17 protein-coding genes are annotated in these 21,637 nt (G+C 73.0%); 4 read left to right on the top strand and 13 right to left on the bottom strand.

Annotation, left to right across the window (positions count from 1 at the left end):
- Positions 1 to 192: 192 nt before the first annotated feature.
- The 12 genes from C6361_RS14275 to C6361_RS14330 all read right to left on the bottom strand — a co-directional run bounded on the left by C6361_RS14275 (position 193) and on the right by C6361_RS14330 (position 14,914).
- Entirely contained in the window at positions 193 to 1,206 is a 1,014-nt protein-coding gene (locus C6361_RS14275) for a hypothetical protein (protein ID WP_107268045.1), read from the bottom strand.
- A gap of 86 nt (positions 1,207 to 1,292) precedes the next feature.
- Positions 1,293 to 1,508: a hypothetical protein gene (locus C6361_RS14280; protein ID WP_107257963.1), complete on the bottom strand. Its 216-nt coding sequence runs from the start codon at positions 1,506 to 1,508 to the stop codon at positions 1,293 to 1,295.
- 9 nt (positions 1,509 to 1,517) lie between these two features.
- Positions 1,518 to 4,940: a cyclic nucleotide-binding protein gene (locus C6361_RS14285; protein ID WP_107268046.1), complete on the bottom strand. Its 3,423-nt coding sequence runs from the start codon at positions 4,938 to 4,940 to the stop codon at positions 1,518 to 1,520.
- Positions 4,941 to 5,069: 129 nt separating this feature from the next.
- A complete protein-coding gene (locus tag C6361_RS14290) occupies positions 5,070 to 6,182 on the bottom strand; it encodes a glycosyltransferase family 4 protein (RefSeq protein ID WP_369931390.1) in 1,113 nt (370 codons plus the stop codon).
- A 170-nt stretch (positions 6,183 to 6,352) separates the two neighbouring features.
- Positions 6,353 to 7,030, bottom strand: coding sequence for a BON domain-containing protein (locus C6361_RS14295; protein WP_107268047.1), 678 nt, complete (start codon positions 7,028 to 7,030; stop codon positions 6,353 to 6,355).
- A gap of 275 nt (positions 7,031 to 7,305) precedes the next feature.
- Complete coding sequence (locus C6361_RS14300) at positions 7,306 to 9,057, bottom strand: S1C family serine protease (protein ID WP_107268048.1); 1,752 nt, start codon at positions 9,055 to 9,057, stop codon at positions 7,306 to 7,308.
- A 62-nt stretch (positions 9,058 to 9,119) separates the two neighbouring features.
- Positions 9,120 to 10,730, bottom strand: coding sequence for a cell wall metabolism sensor histidine kinase WalK (locus C6361_RS14305; protein ID WP_234359491.1), 1,611 nt, complete (start codon positions 10,728 to 10,730; stop codon positions 9,120 to 9,122).
- The gene (locus C6361_RS14310; protein WP_107257959.1) at positions 10,727 to 11,431 is read right to left on the bottom strand and encodes a response regulator transcription factor; all 705 of its coding nucleotides are present in this window, start codon (positions 11,429 to 11,431) and stop codon (positions 10,727 to 10,729) included. Before C6361_RS14310 ends, C6361_RS14305 begins: the two co-directional genes overlap by 4 nt.
- 95 nt (positions 11,432 to 11,526) lie before the next feature.
- Positions 11,527 to 12,219, bottom strand: a complete 693-nt coding sequence (locus C6361_RS14315; protein WP_107268049.1) for a PadR family transcriptional regulator — start codon at positions 12,217 to 12,219, stop codon at positions 11,527 to 11,529.
- 7 nt (positions 12,220 to 12,226) lie between these two features.
- Complete coding sequence (locus C6361_RS14320; RefSeq protein ID WP_107268050.1) at positions 12,227 to 13,030, bottom strand: DUF4097 family beta strand repeat-containing protein; 804 nt, start codon at positions 13,028 to 13,030, stop codon at positions 12,227 to 12,229.
- Positions 13,031 to 13,157: 127 nt separating this feature from the next.
- Entirely contained in the window at positions 13,158 to 14,105 is a 948-nt protein-coding gene (locus C6361_RS14325; RefSeq protein ID WP_107268051.1) for a 1-acyl-sn-glycerol-3-phosphate acyltransferase, read from the bottom strand.
- Positions 14,102 to 14,914, bottom strand: coding sequence for a GNAT family N-acetyltransferase (locus C6361_RS14330; protein ID WP_107268052.1), 813 nt, complete (start codon positions 14,912 to 14,914; stop codon positions 14,102 to 14,104). Before C6361_RS14330 ends, C6361_RS14325 begins: the two co-directional genes overlap by 4 nt.
- 303 nt (positions 14,915 to 15,217) lie before the next feature.
- Here C6361_RS14330 and C6361_RS14335 point away from each other — a divergent pair, with 303 nt between their 5' ends.
- The 4 genes from C6361_RS14335 to C6361_RS14350 all read left to right on the top strand — a co-directional run bounded on the left by C6361_RS14335 (position 15,218) and on the right by C6361_RS14350 (position 21,286).
- Positions 15,218 to 16,156 (top strand): ATP-binding cassette domain-containing protein, encoded by a 939-nt coding sequence (locus C6361_RS14335; protein ID WP_107268053.1) that lies wholly within the window; start codon positions 15,218 to 15,220, stop codon positions 16,154 to 16,156.
- Entirely contained in the window at positions 16,153 to 16,983 is an 831-nt protein-coding gene (locus tag C6361_RS14340; RefSeq protein WP_107257953.1) for an ABC transporter permease subunit, read from the top strand. The genes C6361_RS14335 and C6361_RS14340 overlap by 4 nt, the downstream gene beginning before the upstream one ends.
- 243 nt (positions 16,984 to 17,226) lie before the next feature.
- The gene (locus tag C6361_RS14345) at positions 17,227 to 21,027 is read left to right on the top strand and encodes a multifunctional oxoglutarate decarboxylase/oxoglutarate dehydrogenase thiamine pyrophosphate-binding subunit/dihydrolipoyllysine-residue succinyltransferase subunit (RefSeq protein WP_107268054.1); all 3,801 of its coding nucleotides are present in this window, start codon (positions 17,227 to 17,229) and stop codon (positions 21,025 to 21,027) included.
- 79 nt (positions 21,028 to 21,106) lie between these two features.
- A complete protein-coding gene (locus C6361_RS14350; protein WP_107257951.1) occupies positions 21,107 to 21,286 on the top strand; it encodes a DUF6104 family protein in 180 nt (59 codons plus the stop codon).
- A gap of 63 nt (positions 21,287 to 21,349) precedes the next feature.
- Here C6361_RS14350 and C6361_RS37620 read toward each other — a convergent pair whose 3' ends face one another.
- Positions 21,350 to 21,520, bottom strand: a complete 171-nt coding sequence (locus tag C6361_RS37620) for a hypothetical protein (RefSeq protein WP_199853349.1) — start codon at positions 21,518 to 21,520, stop codon at positions 21,350 to 21,352.
- Positions 21,521 to 21,637: the final 117 nt, after the last annotated feature.

The raw sequence follows: 21,637 nt of genomic DNA on the forward strand, positions 1-21,637 counted from the left end.
GCGGGACATCCGCCAGTCCCGTTGCGCCGGACGGGCACGCGCGGTGCGCCGGACGGCCGGACCGGTTGCGCCGGACGGCCTCTGCGCGCTGCGCCGGACGGCATAATGCCACGCCGCCGCAAGGCGTGCTGTCCCGGCACCCGGAGCGGGTCGGTGGCCGGCAGCCGCAGGGGTGGGCGTCGCGGCGGAGGGTCAGTACGTGTTGTCGGTGGGTGGCGGTTCGGCGCGTACCGTACGGTCCATCCAGCCGTCGCCGTCGTCGTCGTACATCCGCTTCTCGAAGAAGCCGTCGCGGTTCCGGTCGTACTCGCTGATCTCGACCAGCCCGTCGGCGTCCAGGTCGTGCCCGACGAAGTCGGTACGGCCGTCCCGGTCGAGGTCGACCAGGATGTCCACCCCACCGTCGGCCCGGCCCAGCAGGGTGTGCCGATCCCAGTCCCCGTCGCCGTCGACGTCGACCCGGGTCCGGTAGCCCTCCGGTACGGCCGGCTCGGTCCGGGTCTCCGGAGCCGGTCCGGCCGGTCCGAGGCCCACCTCGGCCGGCGGCCCCGACCCGGGGGCGGGACCGAACCCGGCCTCCGGCGCCGGCCCGAACCCGGCCTCCGCCGGCCCGAACCCGACTCCGGGCGCCGGCCCGAACCCGGTCTCGGCGCCGGCCAGCGCGGCGGCGAGCCCGTCGTTCGGGTCGGCGAGTGCGCCGGCCAGCCCGCCCAACGGCTGCGCCAGCGCCCCGTCGGTGGCCGCCCCGATCTCCCGGCCGATCTCGTCGCCGAGCCCGGTCAGCCCACCCACCGGCATGCCGGCGCTTCCCGACCCGGCCGGGGCGGCGCAGCCCGGCGCCTCGGCGAGCGGTGGCACCGCCGCGCCGGGGTCGGCCGCCGCCCCGAAGCCGTGGGCGAGAGCCGAACCGGCGGTACCGGAGCTTCCGGTCGGTCCGAGGCCGGTGGTGCCGATCTCGCCGACGCCGGGCAACGCACCGGCCAGCCCGGTGAGCGGGGTGAACATGCCGAACACGCTGGACTGGTTGGCCCGGGTCTCGACGCCGTGCTGCCCGTCGGTGCCGCCACCGATCTGGAGCTGGAGCAGCGCCAGCTCGTCGGCGTCGAGCCGGTAGCCGGCCAACGCGTCGACCGGATTCGCGGCGAGCGAGGCGGCGAACGCCGGATCGGTGACCAGCCGTTCCAGTACGTCGTCGAAGTCACTCACGGTCGCCTCCTCAGCACGCCGGGCGTTCTCAGGCTAGCCGCGTACCGCCACCTGCCGGCATCACCCGGCCGGCCGGGGACGACCGGTCAGTCCAGCTCGGGCATGGGCACCGGCTGCGGCCGGGGCCGGCAGGTGCCGCACTGGAGGGCGTCCTCCACCACCAGTGCCTCGGCCCGGCCCCGCGCCTCGGAGCGGTGCACCTGCAACAGGTACGGGCCGAACCGGGCATGGTCCTCGCAGACACCACGCCCGCAGAACCGGCACCCGCCCCGCGCCGCCTTGGGACAGAACCAACAGAGCACTGGCACTCCTCACCTGATGGTCACCTGGGTGCAGCCGGCCACGGTGATCGGGCTGCCCTGCACGGTGGACTCCGCCTTCTGACTGTCCGACGCGGTGACCCAGACGCTGAGGGTGCCGCCCCGGTTGTCCTGCCCCGGATACGGCACCGGACCGATGGTGCCGTGGTAGGCGCCGTCCGGGGACATCCGGGTCGACCCGCTGGTGAAACCGCTCCAGTGCACGGTGACCACCAGGGACTCGCCGGAGTCCCGGTCGTCCGAGACGTCGACCACGGCCGCGGTCGTGGTCGGATGATCGGTGCACCCGCCGCTCGCCGTCTGCTGGCTCAGCGTCCCGCCCGGGTCGCGCTGCCAACGGATCACCGGTGGCCTGTTGGTGGGCGTCGTCGGCGGGGCGGTGGTGGGTGGCGGGGTGGTGCGGGGTGGGGTGCTCGGTGGACCGGTGGTGGTCGGGACGGTCCCCGGCGTACCGGCGGTCGGGGTCGGAGGGCTACCGGGAGAGCTCGGGGTCGGCCCCGGCGTGCCGGGCGACGCGGTCGGGGACGGCGTCGGCGAGGGAGTCGGTAGCAGCGGGCCGGGGGTCGTCGACGCCGGGTCGTCCGGGGTACCGGTCGGGGCCGGGCTGCCCTCCGGCGTCGTACCGGCACCGCAGGCCAGCGGCCGACCCTGCTCCGGCTGGCGTATCCCGGTGACCCGTACCTCGCCGGTGGAGACCTCGATGCCTCTGGTCCAGGCCGCGTACCGGGCCGCACCACGGTTGCCGATCCCGCCACCGGCCCGGTCCACCAGCAGCGACAGCGGCGCGAAGGCGCTGCTCGGGCTCTCGGTGTCGGCGAGCATCCGGCCGGTGTCCAGGGTCAGCCGGCCGTGCGGGGTGACCTCGCGCACCCCGTCGCTCCACAGTGGTCCGAGCACCGCCCGGGAGCCGGCGCAGAACACCGTGGTGGCGCCGCCCCGGAAGGTCAGCAGGGCGCGGGACCGGGCGGAGACCCGGATCTGGTCACCCTCCGAGACGTAGAGCCGGTCGCCCTCGGCCAGCCGTACGCTCCGGCCGTCCACGGTCGCGTCCACCCGACCGGACTCGGCGGCGAGCAGCGCCCGGTCGCTCGGCATCTCCGCCCAGGCCGGGCCGGGGATCAGGTTGCTCGCCGTGCTGAGCAGGGCGAGCAGCAGCAGGAGCAGGACCAGCCACCAGAGCTTCCGCTCGAACCGGCGGTCCACGTCGGGATCCGCGTCCGGCGGTGGCGGTCCGGGTGGCGCGGCCAGCGGCGGATAGCCGCCGTCGGGATGTACGCCGGCCCGGGGCGCGCTGCCCGGTGCGCCGGGATCGGCCGGTGGGGGCGGGGCGCCCGGGGTGCCGAAGAGCAGCGGCAGGCCGGTGACCGCCGGCAGCGCCCAGACCCGGACCGGGGTACGGGCGGTCGCCACCGTACCCGGCTCGCCCTCCCCGGCAGGGCCGATCATCGTCCCCCGGCGGAGCTGGGTACCGTCCGGCAACTCGATCACCCCGGACTCCACCACCACCGCGTCGCTCGGCCCGGCGAGGACGATCGGGTCACCGGCGGCGACCGCCGACACCCGGGCACCGGAGACCAGACCGAGCCGGTCCTCGGGGCTCAGCCCGCGCAGTGCCGGCGCCTCGGCGAAGAGCGCCTCGGCCTCGGCCCGGTCCGCCGGTGGTGGCCCGGGCAGCGGCCCGACCCCGGTGACCACCGCCGAGGTCGGCAGCCCCAGCAGGAGCGTCCCGGCGGTGTGCCAGTCGAGGGTCGCCGGAGCCCCGGTGAGCGCGCTCGCCAGCCCGATCACCCCGCCCGGGCCGAGCCGCTGCCGGACCAGGCCGCCCGGGTCGCCGGGCCGCCGGCCCTCCATCGCACCGTCGACCACCAGGAAGACGGTCGACTGCGCGGCCCCGGCGAAGACCAGTTGCGTTCCGGTACGCGGCCGCACCCAGCGGGCCCGCCCGGCCAACTCGGCCAGGGTCGTCTCGGGCAGTCGGCCTAGCGGCGAGTTCCGCAGCGCGTCGAGTCGACGGGGCAGGTCGAGCCGGTGCCGCCGCTGCACCCAGTGGGCGCGTACCCGCCGGACCCGCCGGGCGAGCCAGCCGGCCACCAGGTAGACCAGCGGGGCGGCCAGGCCGGCGATCACGGCCACCAGCAGCAGCCGGGCCGGCCAGCCGGAGCGCCAGAGTCCGAGTATCAGTCCGGCGACCCGGTCGGTCCAGATCCGCCAGCCGATGTTCACCGCGACGACCACCCAGAGCACGGCCAGGGTGCCGTACAGGGCGACGATCCGGCCCTCCCGGTCGAGCTGCGCCCAGCTCGGCGGGCGGCGGCGCAGCCGGGCCAGCACGTAGGCCAGTCCCCGGGCGCGCAGGTTGGGGATCTCCAACCAGTCCATCAGCAGGTAGTAGCCGTCCAGCGCCAGGAACGGGTTGAGGTTGAACAGCGCGTTCAGATACCAGGCGAAGGCGAGCTTGAACGTCCACGGCGCCGCCTCCGGCACCAGCAGCCCGACGAGCTGGGCGAGCCCGGCCAGGATCAGCCCGGCCGCCGGGCCCGCCGCCGTGCTGAGCATCCGGGCCCGGCGACCGGCCATCCAGACGTCGGTGGTGTCGACGAAGACCGACGGGATGCCGAAGTAGACCAGGAAACCGGCGGCCGGCACCCGCCGCCCGGCGTGCTTGGTGGCGAGCGCGTGCCCCAGCTCGTGGCAGGCCAGCGCGAGTACGTTCAACCCGAGCAGTACCGCCGCGCCGGCCGCGTACGAGCCGTCGGTGAGGAAGAGCGACTGGTCGCCGGCCCACCACGTCCAGCCGAACAGCAGCAGCCCGGCCACCGCCACCGCACCGAGCAGCCCGGCGGCGACCCGGGTGAAGAGCAACCGGCCACCCGCCCGGTAGGCGAGGTCGACCAACCAGTCCACGTCGGCCACCACCGTGCGCTGGCCTTTCGCGGCGGCGAGCAGCCCCCGGCCGAGCCGCAGCGGCCAGGGCCGGCGGTGCACCCGGTCCAGCGGCCGGAACGCGTCGACCGGCAACTCGGCCAGCATCCGGTTGCCGGCCAGGTCGGCGACGACCCGGGTGACCTGGTCCGGGGCGAGCCGGCCGGCGATCCGGGCGAACTCGGCGACCAGCCGGGCGACGGTACGGGACCCGTCCATCAGCTCGGCCAGCCGCCACTCCTCGGGGGAGAGCCGCAGATAGCAGGCGTCGCCCCGGGAATCCGGCGAGCGGAGCATCACATAGGAGACCCCGCGCACCGAGACGAGTTCGGCGCGCTCGATGCCGGGGCGCAGCACCGGGCGGGCCCGCGCCGGGTTCAACCGCTCGACGACGGCTGTCCACAGGCCCGAGTCGGCCGGTCCCAGTGGCCTGCCCGGAGCACGGCCGGCCAGAGCCTCCCAGACGCTCACCCGGCTCTCGACGACGGCCACCGACCCCTGCCCTCCGCGTCCCGCTGCGGCATGCAGAGTAAGGCGTCGATGCCACCCTGACGCGCTCGCGTCCACTATCCGACGCAGAGCGTGGCTGACCTCGTACCCGAAATCAAGCGGCGGCCGGTGTCACCAGGCGCCGGTCGGCGCCGTCGCCGGCCGGACCGGCGATTCGAGACCCGGCTCGACGAGGGCCAGATAGACCCGCTCGTAGTCGTCGGCCATCCGCTCGGCCGAGAACTCGCGGCGGACGTGCGCCACGCAGGCGGCCGGGTCCAACCGGGACACCTCCCGCAGCGCCGGCCCCAGCTCGGCCGGGTCCTCGCAGATCAGCCCGGTCTCGCCGTGCCGGACCAGCTCCGGCACGGCACCCCGGTCGAGCGCCACCACCGGCGTGCCGGTGCCCATCGCCTCCACCATCACCATGCCGAACGGCTCCTCCCAGCGGATCGGCATGATCAGGCAGCGGGCGGCGAGCATCAGCCGCACGGTCGCGTCCCGGTCCGGGTTGCGCAGCACCGTCACGTCCGGCCCGAGCATCGGCTCGATGACCTGTTCGAGATAGCGCAGCTCCGACCGCTCGTCGCACTTGCCGGCCAGCACCAGCGGCAGGCCGGCGGCCCGGCACGCCTCGATGGCCAGGTCCGGGCCCTTGTCGGCGCTGAACCGGGCGAGCCAGAGCACCGGACCCATTCCCGGCACCGACTTGGTCAACAGGTTGCCGGTCGAGATCCCGTTGTGCACGGTGGCGACCCAGGGCAGTTCCGGCGCCAGCCGGCGCTGGGTGTGCGAGATGGCCACCAGCCCGACCTTCGGGTCGACGTCGGCGAGCACCTCCCGCAGCTCGCCGGTCGGCTTGCCGTGCACCGTGGAGACGGTCGGCACGGCGCGGTCGGCGGCGTACGGGCCGACGGTGGTGTGGTCGTGCACGATGTCGAACGACTCCGGCGAGATCATCCGGTTGACCCGGGCCAGATGCGCCAGCTCCGGCAGGGCCTGGCCGAGCCGGTGGTGCTGCAACTCCGGTACGGTCCCGACGAAGTGCGCGGCGGTGCCCGTACCGGTCCCCGCGCCGAAGAGGGTCACCTCGTGCCCCTTGGCCGCCAGCCCGTCGACCAGGGCCGAGCAGACCTGTTCCAGCCCGCCGTAACCGGGCGGCGGCAGCTCGTACCAGGGTGGAACGATCATCGCGATGCGCAGCCGGCGTTCCGGTTGCGCCCGCTCGGACGGGTTCGTGGTCACGGAGGGGTCCTCCCCTCGGGGCCGGCCGGTCGGGTGGTCGTCACCGACTCCGCCGTCCGGCGTCCCGGATCGACGTGGAACCTTGCTTCTGCCATCGATCGGGCTGGGCCGACCCCGCTCGGGTCGGGAGCCGGCCGACCCGGCTCGGGTCGCGAGGAGGCCGCCACGGGTCAGGTCGCGAGGCGGAGCCGCATCTCGACCTCGCCCACCCCGGGCGCGGCCCAGGCCACCCGTTCCGCCTCCTCCCGCTCCAGCCACGAGCGCACCTCGCCGGTGAGCACCACGGTCCCCTCGTCGACATCGATCTCGATCAGGTCGGCGTCGATGTCGATCCGGCGGGCGAGGGCGGTCCGGATGTCCCGCTTGACGTCCTGCTCGCTGAGGTCGCCGGTCGGCTGTACGGCGATCAGGTTCGTCACCCCGCGTACCCCGGTCAGCCGGCGTACGGCCCGTTCGGCGGCGCGCTTCTGGTAGCCCCGCTCGACCTCGCCGCGCAGCGTCAGCCAACCGTTGGCGGCGGTCACCTGGATCCGGCCGACCGGCACGAAGGCGTCCCACTCCAGGGCCCGGCTCGCCGCGGTCGCGATGTCGGTGTCGGTGCGTTCGGCCGTGCCCGACAGACGTACCTCGATGTCGTTGGCGACGGCCCGGTTGCCCCGGATCCGGTGCGCGATCCGCTCCGCGGCCCACTTCTTCGCGTAGCTGTCCACCCAACCGGTCAGGGTCACGATGCCGCTGGAGACCGAGACTCCCACCTCGCTGGCCCGGACCCGGGCGTCCCAGGCCAGCTCGGCCAGCACGTCACGCTGGATGTCGGTGTCGCTGCGCGCCATGGTCGCGGTGCTCATCGCCGCCCCTCCCCCGGTCGTCCGGGTCGTCGACGTCGAGACCCGAGGTGCCTGCCAGACCAACCCCGATATTCGCCCTGGTCCGGGTGAGCCGGGCTCACCCCGACCAGGTGAAGCGGGAAAAGGGCGGTGACGGGAAGGAGGTGCGGGGCTCCTGGAGAAAGGGGAGCGGCGGGCGACCTGACCAACCCCCTTGGTCACGTCGCCCGCCGCTCTGGGGAGAAGGCTTTACTCCCGTGCGAAAGGTCTATCCCGAAGCGTACGTCGCTCTCTTCCTACGACGTTTCGGCGAGCGTCACGGTTGCGGTCTTTTCGACTCCGTTTCGGGTGTACGTCACCTGCACCTGGTCACCCACCTTGCCGGCCTGTACCGCACCGACCAGATCGTCGGCGTCGCCGATCTTCCGGTCGCCGAACTGGGTCACCACGTCACCCTGCTGGAGGCCGGCCTTGGCCGCCGGGCTGTTCGGCACGACACCGCTGACCAGCGCCCCGCCGTTCTCCGCCGGGGTGACCTGGACGCCGAGGGACGGGTGGCTGACCTTCTCGCCGCGCTGGAGCGCCTCGGCGACCGCCTTGGCCTTGTTGCTCGGGATGGCGAAGCCGACGCCGATGTTGCCGCTGCCCTGGCCGGCGGTGAGGATCGCGGTGTTGATGCCGATCACCTCCGCCTTGGTGTTGACCAGCGCGCCGCCGGAGTTGCCCGGGTTGATCGGGGCGTCGGTCTGGAGCAGGCCGGAGATCGAGCTGACCGCGCCCTGCTGCGGCTGCTCGAACGGGTTCTGCTGCTCGCCCTCGCCACCCGCCCGGATGGTCCGGTCCCGGGCGCTGATGATGCCGGCGGTCACCGAGCCCTGTAGGCCGAGCGGGCTGCCCAGCGCCAGGACCTGGTCGCCGACCTGCATCGCGTCGCTGTCGCCGAGCTTCGCGACGGCCAGTCCGGAGACACCCTCGGCCTTCACCACGGCCAGGTCGGTCTTCGGGTCGGTGCCGATCACGTCCGCGTCGGCGGTCTTACCGTCGGCGAAGAACACCTTGACCGTGCCGCCGCCGCTGGCGCTGGCCACCACGTGGTTGTTGGTCAGCACGAAGCCGTCGGCGCTGATCACCACGCCGGAGCCCTCAGTGCTGCCCGTGCTGATCGACACCACGCTGTCCTGCACCTGGGCGGCGATCTTCGGCAGGTCGGCAGCGTTGATCACGGGGGCCGCCGAGTAGGTCCGGTTGGTCACCGTCGGCCCGTCGTCCAGGGCCGTCGCGATGGCCCCACCGGCGAGACCGGAGCCGACCATCAGGGCCAGCGCGGCCACGCCGACCGCCACGGCCCGGCCGATCCGGCCGGGACCGGAGCGGCCCGGTGCCGGAGTGCCCGGGGTGGCCCAGGGCGGCACCGGGCCGCCGTGCTGCGGCGGCTGCGGCGCACCGGGGTGCCCCGGTGCCCAGGGCGAGTGGTGCTGGCCGCCGGTCGGCGCCTGCCACGGGCTGGCACCGGCCTGCGCCGGAGCATCACCGGGGCGCCCGGTGGGCGGGAGACTGTACGGCTGGCCGGAGGCGGGCGCCGTGCCGTAGGAGCCGGCGCCGTACGGCTGGCCGGAGGCGGGCGCGGCGGCGTAGGGGTTGCCGCCGTAGGAGTGTCCGGAGGCGGGCGCGCCGCCGTACGGCTGGCCCGGGGCCGGCGCACCCGCGTACGGCTGGCCGGAGGCGGGCACCCCGCTGTACGGCTGCTCGGCGGTCTGCCCCGTCGCCGGGTACCCCCCGGCGTTGTACCGCTCGACGCTCGGCGCTGCGGCGGTCGACGGCTCGGCGCGCTCGCCGGTCGGGGAGCCGTCCGAGGTACCGGTGGCGGCGAAGCTGGCGGTCGGGTCGCCGGAGCCGGCGGGGGTTGCGGCCGGGGCGGCCGGGTCGGCGGTCGAGGCGCCGGCGTCGGACTGCCCGCGGTCGTCGCGCGGCAGCTCGGCGGTGGGATGCGAGTGCTCGCGGTCGGCGGTCACCGGCCGCCGCTGCGGGTCGGTCTCGAAGTCGCTCATGGCTTTACCTTGCCCCCTCGCTCTGCGACGTACCTTGAACCTGCCTGAATATTGGCTGGGAATTACTCTACGTCGATTGATTCGGAGATCTCCGGCTCCTCGGAGGTCTCCGGCGCACGCGGCAGCCGGACCCGGAAGGTCGCACCGCCACCCGGGGTGTCAACCACCTCGACGCTGCCGTTATGCCCCGCCACCAGGGCCGCGACGATGGCCAGCCCGAGCCCGGTGCTGACCCCGCCACCCGCCGCACGGGTCCGCGCGGCGTCCGCCCGGTAGAAGCGCTCGAAGACCCGCTCGGCCTGCTCCGCCGAGAGCCCCGGCCCGGTGTCGGCGACCTCGATCACCGCGTCGTCCCGTTCGGCCCGCAGCCGCAGCGTCACCGCCGCCTCCGGCGGGGTGTGGGTGAGCGCGTTGGTCATCAGGTTCCCGAGCACCTGCCGCAGCCGGGCGTCGTCGCCGAGCACCACCAGCGAGCCGGCCCCGGGCTCGATCTCCAGGCTGATCGGGCGGTCCGGTGCGACCACCTTGGCGGCCTGCACCGCGTCGCTGGCCAGCACCGGCAGCTCCACCGGGGCCAGGGTGAACGGCCGTTCCCGGTCGAGCCGGGCCAGCAGCAGCAGATCCTCGACGAGCAGGCCCATCCGGGCCGCCTCGTCCTCGATCCGGCGGATCAGCCGGGCGGTGTCCTCCGGCGAGCCGGTGACACCCTGCCGGTACAACTCGGCGAAGCCCCTGATGGTGGTCAGCGGGGTACGCAGTTCGTGCGAGGCGTCCGCGATGAACTGCCGCATCCGCTCCTCCGAGCGCAGCGCCCGGGACTCCGACGCCTGGGCGGCGAGGGCGGCGTTGCGGGCCGCGGTCGCCGCGCTGCGGGCGTTCACCTCGGCCGCCCGGGCCGCCGACTCCGACGCGGCCCGGGCGGTGAAGGCCACCTCGATCTGGCTGAGCATCGTGTTCAGCGCCCGGGACAGCCGGCCGAGTTCGGTTTTCGCCTCCGCCTCGCCCGGCTCCGGATCGGGTACCCGTCTGGAGAGGTCTCCGCCGGCGATGGCCGCCGTGGTCCGCTCGATCTCCACGAGCGGTTTCAGACTGGTACGCACGATCGCCGCCCCGGCCGCGGCGAGCGTGATCAACACCGAGCCGCCGACGAGTACGTCGATCCAGATGAGTTCCTTGACCGCCAGGTCGACGTCGGTCAGGTGCTGCCCGACCGCCAGGAAGGTGCCGTTCGGCCACTGCACGACCAGCATCCGCCAGCGGAACCTGTGGTCGGTCGAGGAGACGGTGAAGAAGTCCTTGCCGGCGTGCCGCTCGTACCAGTCGGGGTCGCTGAGCGCGCCGGGCAGGTTGGTCGGGTCGAGCGTCCGGTCGTAGAGCGGCTGGAAGAAGCCGGCCTCCCGGTCGGCGCGGACGATCAGATAGTCGGTCGGCAGGGCGCTGCGGCCGGCCGCTATCGCCTCGTAGAGCTGCTCGACCTGCGCCGCGTTCGCGTCGCGGGCGAAGCTCGCCAGTTCCTTGTCGATCCGGCCGACCAGATAGCTGCGCAGGAAGAAGGCGGTCATCACGCTGATCACCACCAGCGCGGCGGCGACCAGGACGAGTACGGCGGCGACGAGCTTGACCCGCAGCGGGGTGGCGCGGAGCCGCCCCTTCAGCGGCAGGGCGACATTCACGCCGCCGGCTTGCGGAGCACGTATCCCACCCCACGCAGCGTGTGGATCAGTCGGGGCTGGGTGGTGTCGATCTTGCGCCGCAGGTAGGAGATGTAGGACTCCACGATGTTGTCGTCGCCCCGGAAGTCGTAGTTCCAGACGTGGTCCAGGATCTGCGCCTTGGAGAGCACCCGGTTGGCGTTGAGCATCAGGTAGCGCAGCAGCTTGAACTCGGTCGGCGAGAGCTGCACCCGCCTGCCGGCCCGGTGCACCTCGTGGGTCTCCTCGTCCAGCTCCAGGTCGGCGAAGGTGAGCCGGGACGGCGCGTGTTCGCCGGTGGCCGTACGCCGCAGCACCGCGCGGATCCGGGCGGTCAGCTCCTCCAGGCTGAACGGCTTGGTGACGTAGTCGTCGCCGCCCAGGGTCAGCCCACGGATCTTGTCGTCGGTCGCGTCCCGGGCGGTGAGGAAGACCACCGGGGTACGGGTGCCACCCTCGCGGAGCAGCCGGATCACCTCGAAGCCGTCGAGATCGGGCAGCATGACGTCGAGCACGACCAGGTCGGGTCGCCGCTCCTTCGCCGCGCTGACCGCCGCGCTCCCACTGGTGGCGGTGGCCACGTCGAAGCCGGCGAATCGCAGGCTGGCGGAGAGCAGCTCGAGAATGTTCGGGTCGTCCTCGACGACCAGTAGCCGTGCCTCGCTCTGCGTTGTCGCTGCCATCTCGCCATCATCCGCGCCTCCCCTGCGGCTCGGCTGAGCATCCCCTGAAAACTTTCTGAGAGCCGGCCCAGAGATCATCGAGCGGCCTCGGGAGGTCAGCGGAGCAGCCGGCGCAGGCCGTCCAGCGCACCGTGCAGCAGCCGGGCCGCCGTACGCAACTGGGGCTCGGTGAACCGGCCGCTGCGGGCCAGCGCCCGCACCTCGGTGACGAAGAGCAGCAGCTGCCGGTCGAACTCGGCGGCCGGGTCGTCCCCCTGCGCCGCCGACCAGCCCTGCTCCGCCCGCTCACCGGCACGCGGCCCGGCCGACCAGCCGGGACCACCCGAGCCGGAACCCGCCGCCGGGCCGGAAAACCCCGCACCCGGGTACGCCGGGCCGGGCGGGGAGCCCCGGCGGGACTCCCGGGCCGCGGCTCGCAACTCCTGTTTCAGGTCACGCACCGAGCCGCGTACCTCAGAACGGATCTCACCGGCCAGTTTCGCCAGGTCGGAGACGGAGGCGCGGATCTCCGACTCCAGGCTCGCCACCTCGTCGGCCCGCTGCCGCAGCTCGGCCCGGCCCGCCTCGGTGATCCGGTAGACCTTCCGGCCGCCGACGGCGTCGTGCGTGACCAGCCCCTCCGCCTCCAGCCGGGCCAGCCGGGGATAGATCGTGCCGGCGCTCGGCGCGTACAGGCCGAGGAAGCGCTCCTCCAGCAGCCGGATGAGTTCGTAGCCGTGTCTCGGCCCGTCGTCCAGGAGCTTGAGCAGATAGAGCCGGAGCCGGCCGTGGCCGAACACCGTCGTCATCTCGTCCTCACTCCGCCGACCGCCGGGCCAGCAGCACGATGCTTCCGGACATGGTGGTGGCGCGGAGACTACCTCCCCCGGCGCCGAGCGTTCCCCGGCGGTCGCTCGACCAGCTCGGCGCGGGGCCCGCCGCGAGCTGCGGGAAGTCCGTGGTGATCTGGCCCGAGGTGGTGTGCAGGTGCACGTCGAGGTCGCTCTCCTCGGGCACCCGTACGGTCACGCTGCCCGAGGTCGCGCCGAGCTGGATCTCGCTCCCGCCCGGGTCGCCGAGGTCACAGGTGATCGCCCCGGAGACCGTACTGGCCCGGACCCGTTCGGCGGTCCCGTCGGCCAGGATCAGCTCGCCGGAGACCGTCTCCATGGTCAGGTCACCGGCGACGCCGAGCGCCTCCACCGGCCCGGAGACCAGCCGCGCCTTGGTCCGACCGGCGAGCCCCATCAGGGTCACCTGGCCGGCGGTCACCTCCACCTCGGTCGCCTCGACCAGTCCGGACGCGACCACCGCGCCCTCGTACAGCCGCAGGTCCACCCGCACCCGGGCCGGTACCCCGATCGAGATCTCGGGTCCGCCGCCCAGCCCGAACCAGCGCAGCAGCAGTGTCCAGCTCCCGAACGTCCGGTGCCGGACGGTCAACCGGCCGTCGCGGTGCTCGACGACCAGCGGACGCCGGTCGGTCCGGGTGACCTCGATCCGGGCCGGGCCGTCGGTGCCGACCACGTTGACCCGGCCGGAGTTGAGCCGGACGACGAGCTGGTCGACCGGCTCGGTGAGGGTCAGCCGGCGCGGCCCGTCCACGGTCCAGCTCGGCATGGCGACTCCCCTGGTGCTGGGGCCGGTCCGGCCGGCGGGCGCGGCACGAACGGCGGGCGGGCGTGCTGCCACGATAACGCGATACATCGCGTTTCCGGAACGCCCCTCCGACCGGTCGGCGATGCCGTCAGGCAGCCAGCTCCAGCGCCGCCCCGCCGGCCGGACCCCGCACCGGGGCGGGTGCACCGGCCGCCCGTACCGCCGCCTCGGCGGCCGTGGCGAGCCGGCGACGGTCCGCCGGACGGTCCAGGCCGGGCTGGTCGACCACGGTCAGGGTCACCACCAGACCGCGCAGCGCCAGCACCCGGCGTACCGAGGTGTAGAGGCTCTCCTCGGCCAGGAAGGCCGCGGCGGTGGTGTCGGCGGCCCGGACCGCACCGGTCGTCGGGTCGGTGAACTCGACGCGGTAGCCGAGGTGCACCGGCACCACCGGGGCCGCCGCGTCGACGGCGGCCTGGAACATCGCCGGACGGAACCGGACCGCCCAGCCACAGTCGCCGGCCGCCGGGGGCAGGCCGCACCAGGTCGTACCCTCCGGAAAGACCGCCACCACCCCGCCGGCCCGGAGCACCTCCGCCACCTCGGCCACGGTTCCGGGCAGGGTGCGCGGCCGGGTCCGGTCGATGAAGACGGTGCCGCCGAGCGCCGCCAGCGGCCCGATCAGCGGCCAGCTCCGCACCTCGTGCTTGGCCAGCAGCCGGGCCGGGGTCACCGCGAGGACGGTGACGACGTCCAGCCAGGAGACGTGGTTGGCCACCAGCAGGGCCCGGCGCAGCGGCGGTCGACCCCGCACGACGAGCCGGATCCCGGCGGCCCGCAACACGCCGCGCGCCCAGGCTCGCCCGGCGACCTGGCGGCCGGCGCGGGAGAGCACCGGCAGCAGCGGCAGCAGCAGTCCGCCGAAGAGCAGGGCGCCGACCAGCGCCACCAGTCGACCCAGTTGGCGGGCCGCGGAGACCCCCGGCGTCCGGCCGGGGTCGGGCAGGCAGGCCGGCCCGCAGTCCGAGTGCGGCCGCCAGAGCGACCCGCCGGGTCGCGCCGAACCGGCCGGGACCGGGCGGCTCCGGGTCTTCACCGGTCCGGGCCGAGGAAGTGCCGGCGGTACCGGTCGGGCATCCGGTCCATCGAGAGCAGGACGTAGAAGTCCGCCACGTCGAACTCCGGGTCGTACGCCGGTTCTCCGCAGACCCAGGCGCCAAGCCGCAGGTAGCCGCGGAGCAGCGGCGGCATCGCCACCCGGCCACCGGCGGCGGCCGGCGCCCCGGTCGGCACCGGTGGCTGCCCGGCCGCCAGCGCCGCCGCGCCGGCCGGTTCGGCCAGCCAGGGCCGGTGTGGCCGGACCCGCATCGGCGGCGGCGAGAGGTGCCGGCGCCGCACCTCCGACCAGACCCCGGCGGCTGTCGCCCCGGCGTCGTCCAGCGGGACCGAGGTGCAGCCGGCGAGCCAGCGCAGGCCGCGCAGGTGCAGATAGCGGGCGATACCCGCCCACATGAGGTTGATCACGGCGCCGTTCCGGTGCGCCGGGTCGACGCAGGACCGGCCGATCTCGACCACCTCGTCGCGGAGCGGCGCGAGCGGGGAGAGATCGAACTCACCCTCGGCGTACCGTCGGCCGGCCCGGGCGGCGCGGTCCGGCGGCAACATCCGGTAGGTGCCGACCACCGCCCCCGACTCGTCCTCGCGGACGACGAGGTGCTCGCAGTACGGGTCGAACTCGTCGACGTCGAGTCCGGCCACCGGTGAGTGGAGCGTGGCGCCGAACTCTTCGACGAAGACGGCGTGCCGCAGGCGCTGTGCGGCGGCTACCTGCGCCGCGCCCTCGGCGAGCAGCAGGGTGTATCCGCTGGTCCCGGTCTGTGCCGGGGCGGTGAGCAGAACGGCCATGCCTCCTGTGTAGGCCCCCGGGCTGCCCTGGACGTGTCGACCGACGGCCGATGGTGTGTCGATCCGGTGAACGGGATGTGGTATGACCCGGGCAGTCTCGCGCGCCGCCCCCCGGCAGCTCGTCCGAGCTGGTAAATTTCGCCCCTCCTCCCCAGATGCCGCGCGGCTCGTGCTGTAGGAGGACGGGCTCCTGCCCAGGTATGACGACCGGTTACGCAATCATCCCGATTGACCGCGCGGCCCACAATGTCGACGCTGGGTGACGGCGCGGCCGGTACGGCTGCGCTCACGGAGGGGAGAGAGATGTCCGACGGGCGACAGAGCCCAACGGCCGGAGGTGGCCAGATAGTGGTCTCCGGTCTTACGAAGGTCTATCGCAATGTCCGGGCGGTCGACAACCTGTCGTTCACCGTCGAGCCTGGCCGGGTGACCGGCTTCCTGGGGCCGAACGGTGCCGGCAAGACGACGACGCTGCGGATGCTGCTCAACCTTGTCGCGCCGACGGCGGGCACCGCGACGATCGGCGGTACCCGCTACGCCGACCTGTCGCAGCCGATCCGGCACGTCGGCGCGGTGCTGGAGGCGTCCAGCGCGCACAAGGGCCGTACCGGGATCAACCACCTGCGGGTGACCTGTGCGGCTGCCGGGCTGCCGAAGCAGCGGGCCGACGAGGCGCTGGCGCTGGTGGGGCTCACCCCGGCGGCCAAGCGGAAGTTCAAGGGTTACTCGCTCGGCATGAAGCAGCGGCTCGGCATCGCCGCCGCGATGCTCGGCGACCCCCGGGTGCTGATCCTCGACGAGCCGGCCAACGGGCTCGACCCGGAGGGCATCCGGTGGATGCGCGGCTTCCTCAAGGCGCTCGCCGCCGAGGGGCGTACGGTGCTGGTCTCCAGCCACCTGCTCTCCGAGATGCAGCTGCTCGCCGACGACGTGGTGATCATCGCGGCCGGCAAGCTGGTCCGGCAGGGCCGGGTCGACGAGGTGGTCGGCTCGATGGCGCAGACCGGCAGGGTCCGGGTGCGGACCCCGCAGGGTGACGAGCTGACCGCGGCGCTGGCCGCCGACGGTGTCCGGGTGACCCGGGGCGAGGACGGCGCGCTGCTGGTCGAGGGGGCGGACGCTCCGGCGGTGGGCCGGGCCGCGCTGGCGGCAAAGGTCGAGCTGCACGAGCTGACCACCGAGCGCCCCGACCTCGAAGGGGTCTTCCTGGAGCTGACGGCCGGAAAGGCGGGGATCCGATGAACCTGGTCCGGTCCGAGCTGCTGAAGATCCGTACGACGAACACCTGGTGGGTCTTCGGGCTCATCACGCTGCCCCTCTGGGCGCTGACCTTGATGATCAACTACTTCCAGTCGCAGGCGCTGCTCGATCCGGCCGGCGTCGGGGTGCCGGAGGCCGACGCGCAGAACGCGCAGTTCCAGGCGGCCGGCGAGCACGTCAACGTCGCGGCGAACCTCTACACCAACGGCCAGTTCTTCGGCGTGCTGATCGTGATGCTGCTCGGCGTGATGGTGGTGACGAACGAGTTCTTCCACCAGACCGCCACGACCACCTTCCTGACCACGCCGCACCGTACCGCCGTGGTGGTGGCGAAGCTGGTCGCCGCCGGCATCCTCGGGTTGATCTTCTGGGTGGTCACCACCGGGCTCAACCTGATCTTCACTCCGCTGATCCTGAACAGCCTGGACGTGTCGAGCCAGCTCGGCAAGGGCGCGATCTGGCAGGCGATCGGCCTGAACGGGCTGGCGTACCTGCTCTGGGCCGTCTTCGGGATCGGGTTCGGGGTGCTGATCCGCAGCCAGATCGGTGCCACCGTCACGGCGCTGCTGGTCTACCTCGCCGGCTACATCGGGGCGATCATCGTGCTGTCGATCCTGGCCGACCGGTTCGGCGACTGGATCAACAACCTTCAGTTGATCGTCCCGTCGCTCGCCTCCCAGTTGATGGCGACCGGCACCGACCTGCCGGGCAGCCCGCCACGGTGGGCCGGGGCGGCGGTCATGATCGCGTACGCGGTGGTGACCGGCACGATCGGCACGCTGATCATGCGCAAGCGGGACGTCTCCTGACCCTGGGACAGGAGTCATCGGGTCGTCGGAGCCCGGTCGGGGTCAGTGCCCCGGCCGGGCTCCGGCGTTACTCCGACGGCCGACAACTCGCAAAACCTGTGAAACGCGACACGGGCCCGATGCGACAATGCTGTCGGTTACCGCACGGCGTAGCCTTGGACCCGTCTTTCGACGCAGCCCCCCGGACCGGTGGGCAGGAGACCGCGTGACACACAACCCGCGTGAAAGAGGCGATTACCGGCCGTGTCGACCCAGCAGACTTCGCAGGAAAATCCACTGGCGGGGTTCGGCCCCAATGAGTGGATCGTCGAGGAAATGTACCAGCGCTACCTCGCCGACCCCGCCAGCGTCGATCCAGCCTGGCACGACTTCTTCGCCGACTACCGACCCGCCGCCGCGCAGTCCGGCGCGGACGGCGACACCGACGACGCCAAGGTGAGCGGCGGGAAGGGCGGCTCCGGCACGGCCGTCGAGAAGCCTCCCGCGACCGCACGCACCTCCGCCAGGACCGAGGCCGCGCCGGCCACCCCGGCCAGCAGCCCGGCGCCGGCCAAGCGCGCCACCCCGGCACCGGACGGCAAGGCCGCCGCCGCGCCGAAGCCGGCCGCGAGCGCGCCGAAGGCCGCCGCACCGAGCAGCGCCGGCAAGGCCGCCGCACCGGGTACCGCCGGCAAGGCCGCCGCGACCAAGCCCACCGGCAGCCAGACCACCCCGCTGCGCGGTGTGGCCGCCCGGATCGTGCAGAACATGGACGCCTCGCTGTCGGTGCCGACCGCGACCAGCGTCCGCGCGGTACCGGCGAAGCTGCTGGTCGACAACCGCATCGTGATCAACAACCACCTGGCCCGGGGCCGGGGCGGCAAGGTCAGTTTCACCCACCTGATCGGGTGGGCGCTGATCAAGGCGCTCGCCGAGCACCCGGAGATGAACAACTCCTTCACCGAGGTCGACGGCAAGCCGGCGCTGGTCAAGCCGGAGCACGTCAACCTGGGCATCGCGATCGACCTGGCCAGGCCGGACGGCTCGCGCACCCTGGTGGTGCCGTCGATCAAGGCCGGCGAGCAGATGGACTTCCGGCAGTTCTGGCAGGCGTACGAGGACATCGTCCGGCGGGCCCGGCGCAACGAGCTGACCATGGAGGACCACGGCGGTACGACGATCTCGCTGACCAACCCGGGCGGGATCGGCACCGTGCACTCCCAGCCGAGGCTGATGGCCGGCCAGGGCACCATCATCGGGGTCGGCGCGATGGAGTACCCGGCGCCGTACCAGGGGATGTCCGAGGAGACCCTCGCCGAGCTGGCGGTCAGCAAGATCATCACGCTGACCAGCACCTACGACCACCGGATCATCCAGGGCGCGCAGTCCGGCGAGTTCCTCAAGACGATCCACGAGCTGGTCCTCGGCGAGCACGGCTTCTACGACGAGATCTTCACCTCGCTGCGCATCCCCTACGAGCCGGTGCGCTGGATGCGGGACGTGGCGGTCAGCTCCGAGGGGCAGATCGACAAGACCGCCCGGGTGATCGAGATCATCCACGCCTACCGGGTCCGTGGACACCTGATGGCGGACACCGATCCGCTGGAGTTCAAGATCCGTAAGCACCCGGACCTCGACGTACTCCAGCACGGCCTGACCCTGTGGGACCTGGACCGCACCTTCCCGGTCGGCGGCTTCGCCGGCAAGCAGAAGATGAAGCTGCGCGAGGTCCTCGGGGTGCTCCGGGACTCGTACTGCCGCCGCGTCGGCGTGGAGTACATGCACATCCAGGACCCGGAGGAGCGGCGCTGGATCCAGGAGCGGATAGAGCGCAAGTACACCAAGCCGGCGCCGGACGAGCAGAAGCACGTACTCAACCGGCTCAACGCGGCCGAGGCGTTCGAGACCTTCCTCCAGACCAAGTACGTCGGCCAGAAGCGCTTCTCGCTGGAGGGCGGCGAGTCGCTGATCCCGCTGCTCGGCGAGGTGCTGGAGTCGGCCGCCGAGAACGACCTGGACGAGGTCGTGATCGGGATGGCCCACCGGGGCCGGCTGAACGTGCTGGCCAACATCGTCGGCAAGCCGTACGAGAAGATCTTCTCGGAGTTCGAGGGGCACCTCGACCCGCGTTCGACGCAGGGCTCCGGCGACGTGAAATACCACCTGGGTCAGGCCGGCAAGTTCACCACGCCGGACGGCGAGCACTCGATCAAGGTGTCGGTGACCGCCAACCCGTCGCACCTGGAGGCGGTCGACCCGGTGCTGGAGGGGATCGTCCGGGCCAAGCAGGACCGGATCGACCTCAAGCTGGAGGGCTACACCGTGCTGCCGGTGGCGGTGCACGGCGATGCCGCCTTCGCCGGCCAGGGCGTGGTGGCCGAGACGCTCAACCTGTCGCAACTGCGCGGCTACCGCACCGGCGGCACCGTGCACGTGGTGGTGAACAACCAGGTCGGCTTCACCACCGCCCCGGAATACTCGCGCTCCAGCCTCTACAGCACCGACGTGGCCCGGATGATCCAGGCGCCGATCTTCCACGTGAACGGCGACGACCCGGAGGCCGTGGTCCGGGTGGCCCGGCTGGCCTTCGAATACCGGCAGGCGTTCAACAAGGACGTCGTGATCGACATGGTCTGCTACCGGCGGCGCGGGCACAACGAGGGCGACGACCCGGCGATGTCCAACCCGCTGATGTACAAGATCATTGACTCGAAGCGGTCGGTCCGGAAGCTCTACACCGAGGAGCTGATCGGGCGCGGCGACATCACCGTGGAGGACGCGGAGGAACTGCTGCGCGACTTCCAGGCCCAGTTGGAGCGGGTCTTCAAGGCCACCCGGGACGCCGCCTCGTCGGCCCGGCAGGCCGCCCGGCCGCGCCGGCAGCCGGAGCCCGAGCCGCAGGTGGAGACCGCCACCACCGTCGCCGCGCTCCGCGCGGTCGGCACGGCGCACACCTCGCTGCCCGACGGCTTCACCCCGCACAAGCGGATCCAGCAGTTGCTGGACCGGCGGGCCAAGATGACCGAGGCCGGCAACATCGACTGGGGCCTCGGCGAGATCATCGCCTTCGGCACGCTGCTCCAGGACGGCGTCACGGTCCGGCTCGCCGGCCAGGACTCCCGGCGCGGCACCTTCGTGCAGCGGCACGCCGTGATCGTCGACTCCCGGACCGGGGCCGAGCACACCCCGCTGGCCACCCTGGCCGGCGACCGGGCCCGGTTCTTCGTGCACGACTCGCTGCTCAGCGAGTACGCGGCGATGGGCTTCGAGTACGGCTACTCGGTGGAGAACACCGAGGCGCTGGTGCTCTGGGAGGCGCAGTTCGGCGACTTCGCCAACGGCGCGCAGACCGTGGTCGACGAGTTCATCTCGTCCGGCGAGGTGAAGTGGGCCCAGCAGTCGGCGGTGACCCTGCTGCTGCCGCACGGGCACGAGGGGCAGGGCCCGGACCACACCTCCGGCCGGCCGGAGCGGTTCCTCCAGCTCTGCGCCGAGGACAACATGCGGATCGCCATCCCGAGCACCCCGGCGAACTACTTCCACCTGCTTCGCCGGCAGGCGCTCTCGCCGAAGCGCAAGCCGCTGGTGGTCTTCACCCCGAAGTCCCTGCTCCGGCACAAGCTCTGCGTCTCCAGTGTCGAGGACTTCACCACCGGCACCTTCCAGCCGGTGCTGACCGACAGCTCGGGCGTGGCGCCGGAGGCGGTCAAGCGGGTGCTGCTCTGCTCCGGCAAGGTCTACTACGACCTGCTCCAGGCCCGTACCGACCGGGGCATCACCGACACCGCGATCGTCCGGATGGAGCAGCTCTATCCGCTGCCGATCGAGGAGGTCCGGGCCGCGCTGGCGCAGTACCCGAACGCCGAGGACTTCGCCTGGGTCCAGGAGGAGCCGGCCAACCAGGGCGCCTGGTCGTTCGTCGCGCTCAACCTGCTGGAGCACCTGGAGGGGGTACGCCTGCGCCGGATCTCCCGGCCGGCGGCGGCCGCCCCGGCGGTCGGCTCGGCGAAGATGCACGACGCCGAGCAGTCGGCGCTGATCGAGGCGGCACTGCCCCGCCCCTGAGGTAGGTGAGGAGGGGCCCCTTCATACGGAAAGCGATATGAGGGGGCTCCTCCCTCCAGCACCGTCGAGAGAGGACGTCGTGTACTTCACCGACCGAGGCATCGAGGAGCTCGTCGAGCGCCGGGGTACCGAGACGGTCACCCTGGAGTGGCTGGGCGCGCGGCTGCGCGACTTCGTCGACCTGAACCCGGAGTTCGAGACGCCGGTCGAGCGGTTTGCCACCTGGCTGGCCCGACTCGACGACGAAGACGACCTCTGACGGCCCCTACGATGCTCCCACCGGGCGGTGGCAGCCCCAGCGGGCAGCTCGGCAGCGGGCGGCTCAGCCGAGCGCGAGCCAGCCGACCAGCGCGGCCACCACTACGACCGCGACCGCGATCCCGGCGATCAACGGCAGCCTGGACGGCGGTTCGGCGGTCGCCGATTCGGGAGAGTGCACGAAGGCCCGGAACGCCTCGGTGTTGCCGCTGGGGTCGGGGTGCTGATCAGCCATGCCGAGCACGATAGCGAACCGGGGCACGGTCGGGCTTGCCCTACCCTCGCCGCCCGGCCGCCCCTACCCCGGACCAGGGTGCTCGCCGGATCGAGCCTGACCGTTCCGGCTCATAGC

Source organism: Plantactinospora sp. BC1, from assembly GCF_003030345.1.
Classification (GTDB): domain Bacteria; phylum Actinomycetota; class Actinomycetes; order Mycobacteriales; family Micromonosporaceae; genus Plantactinospora.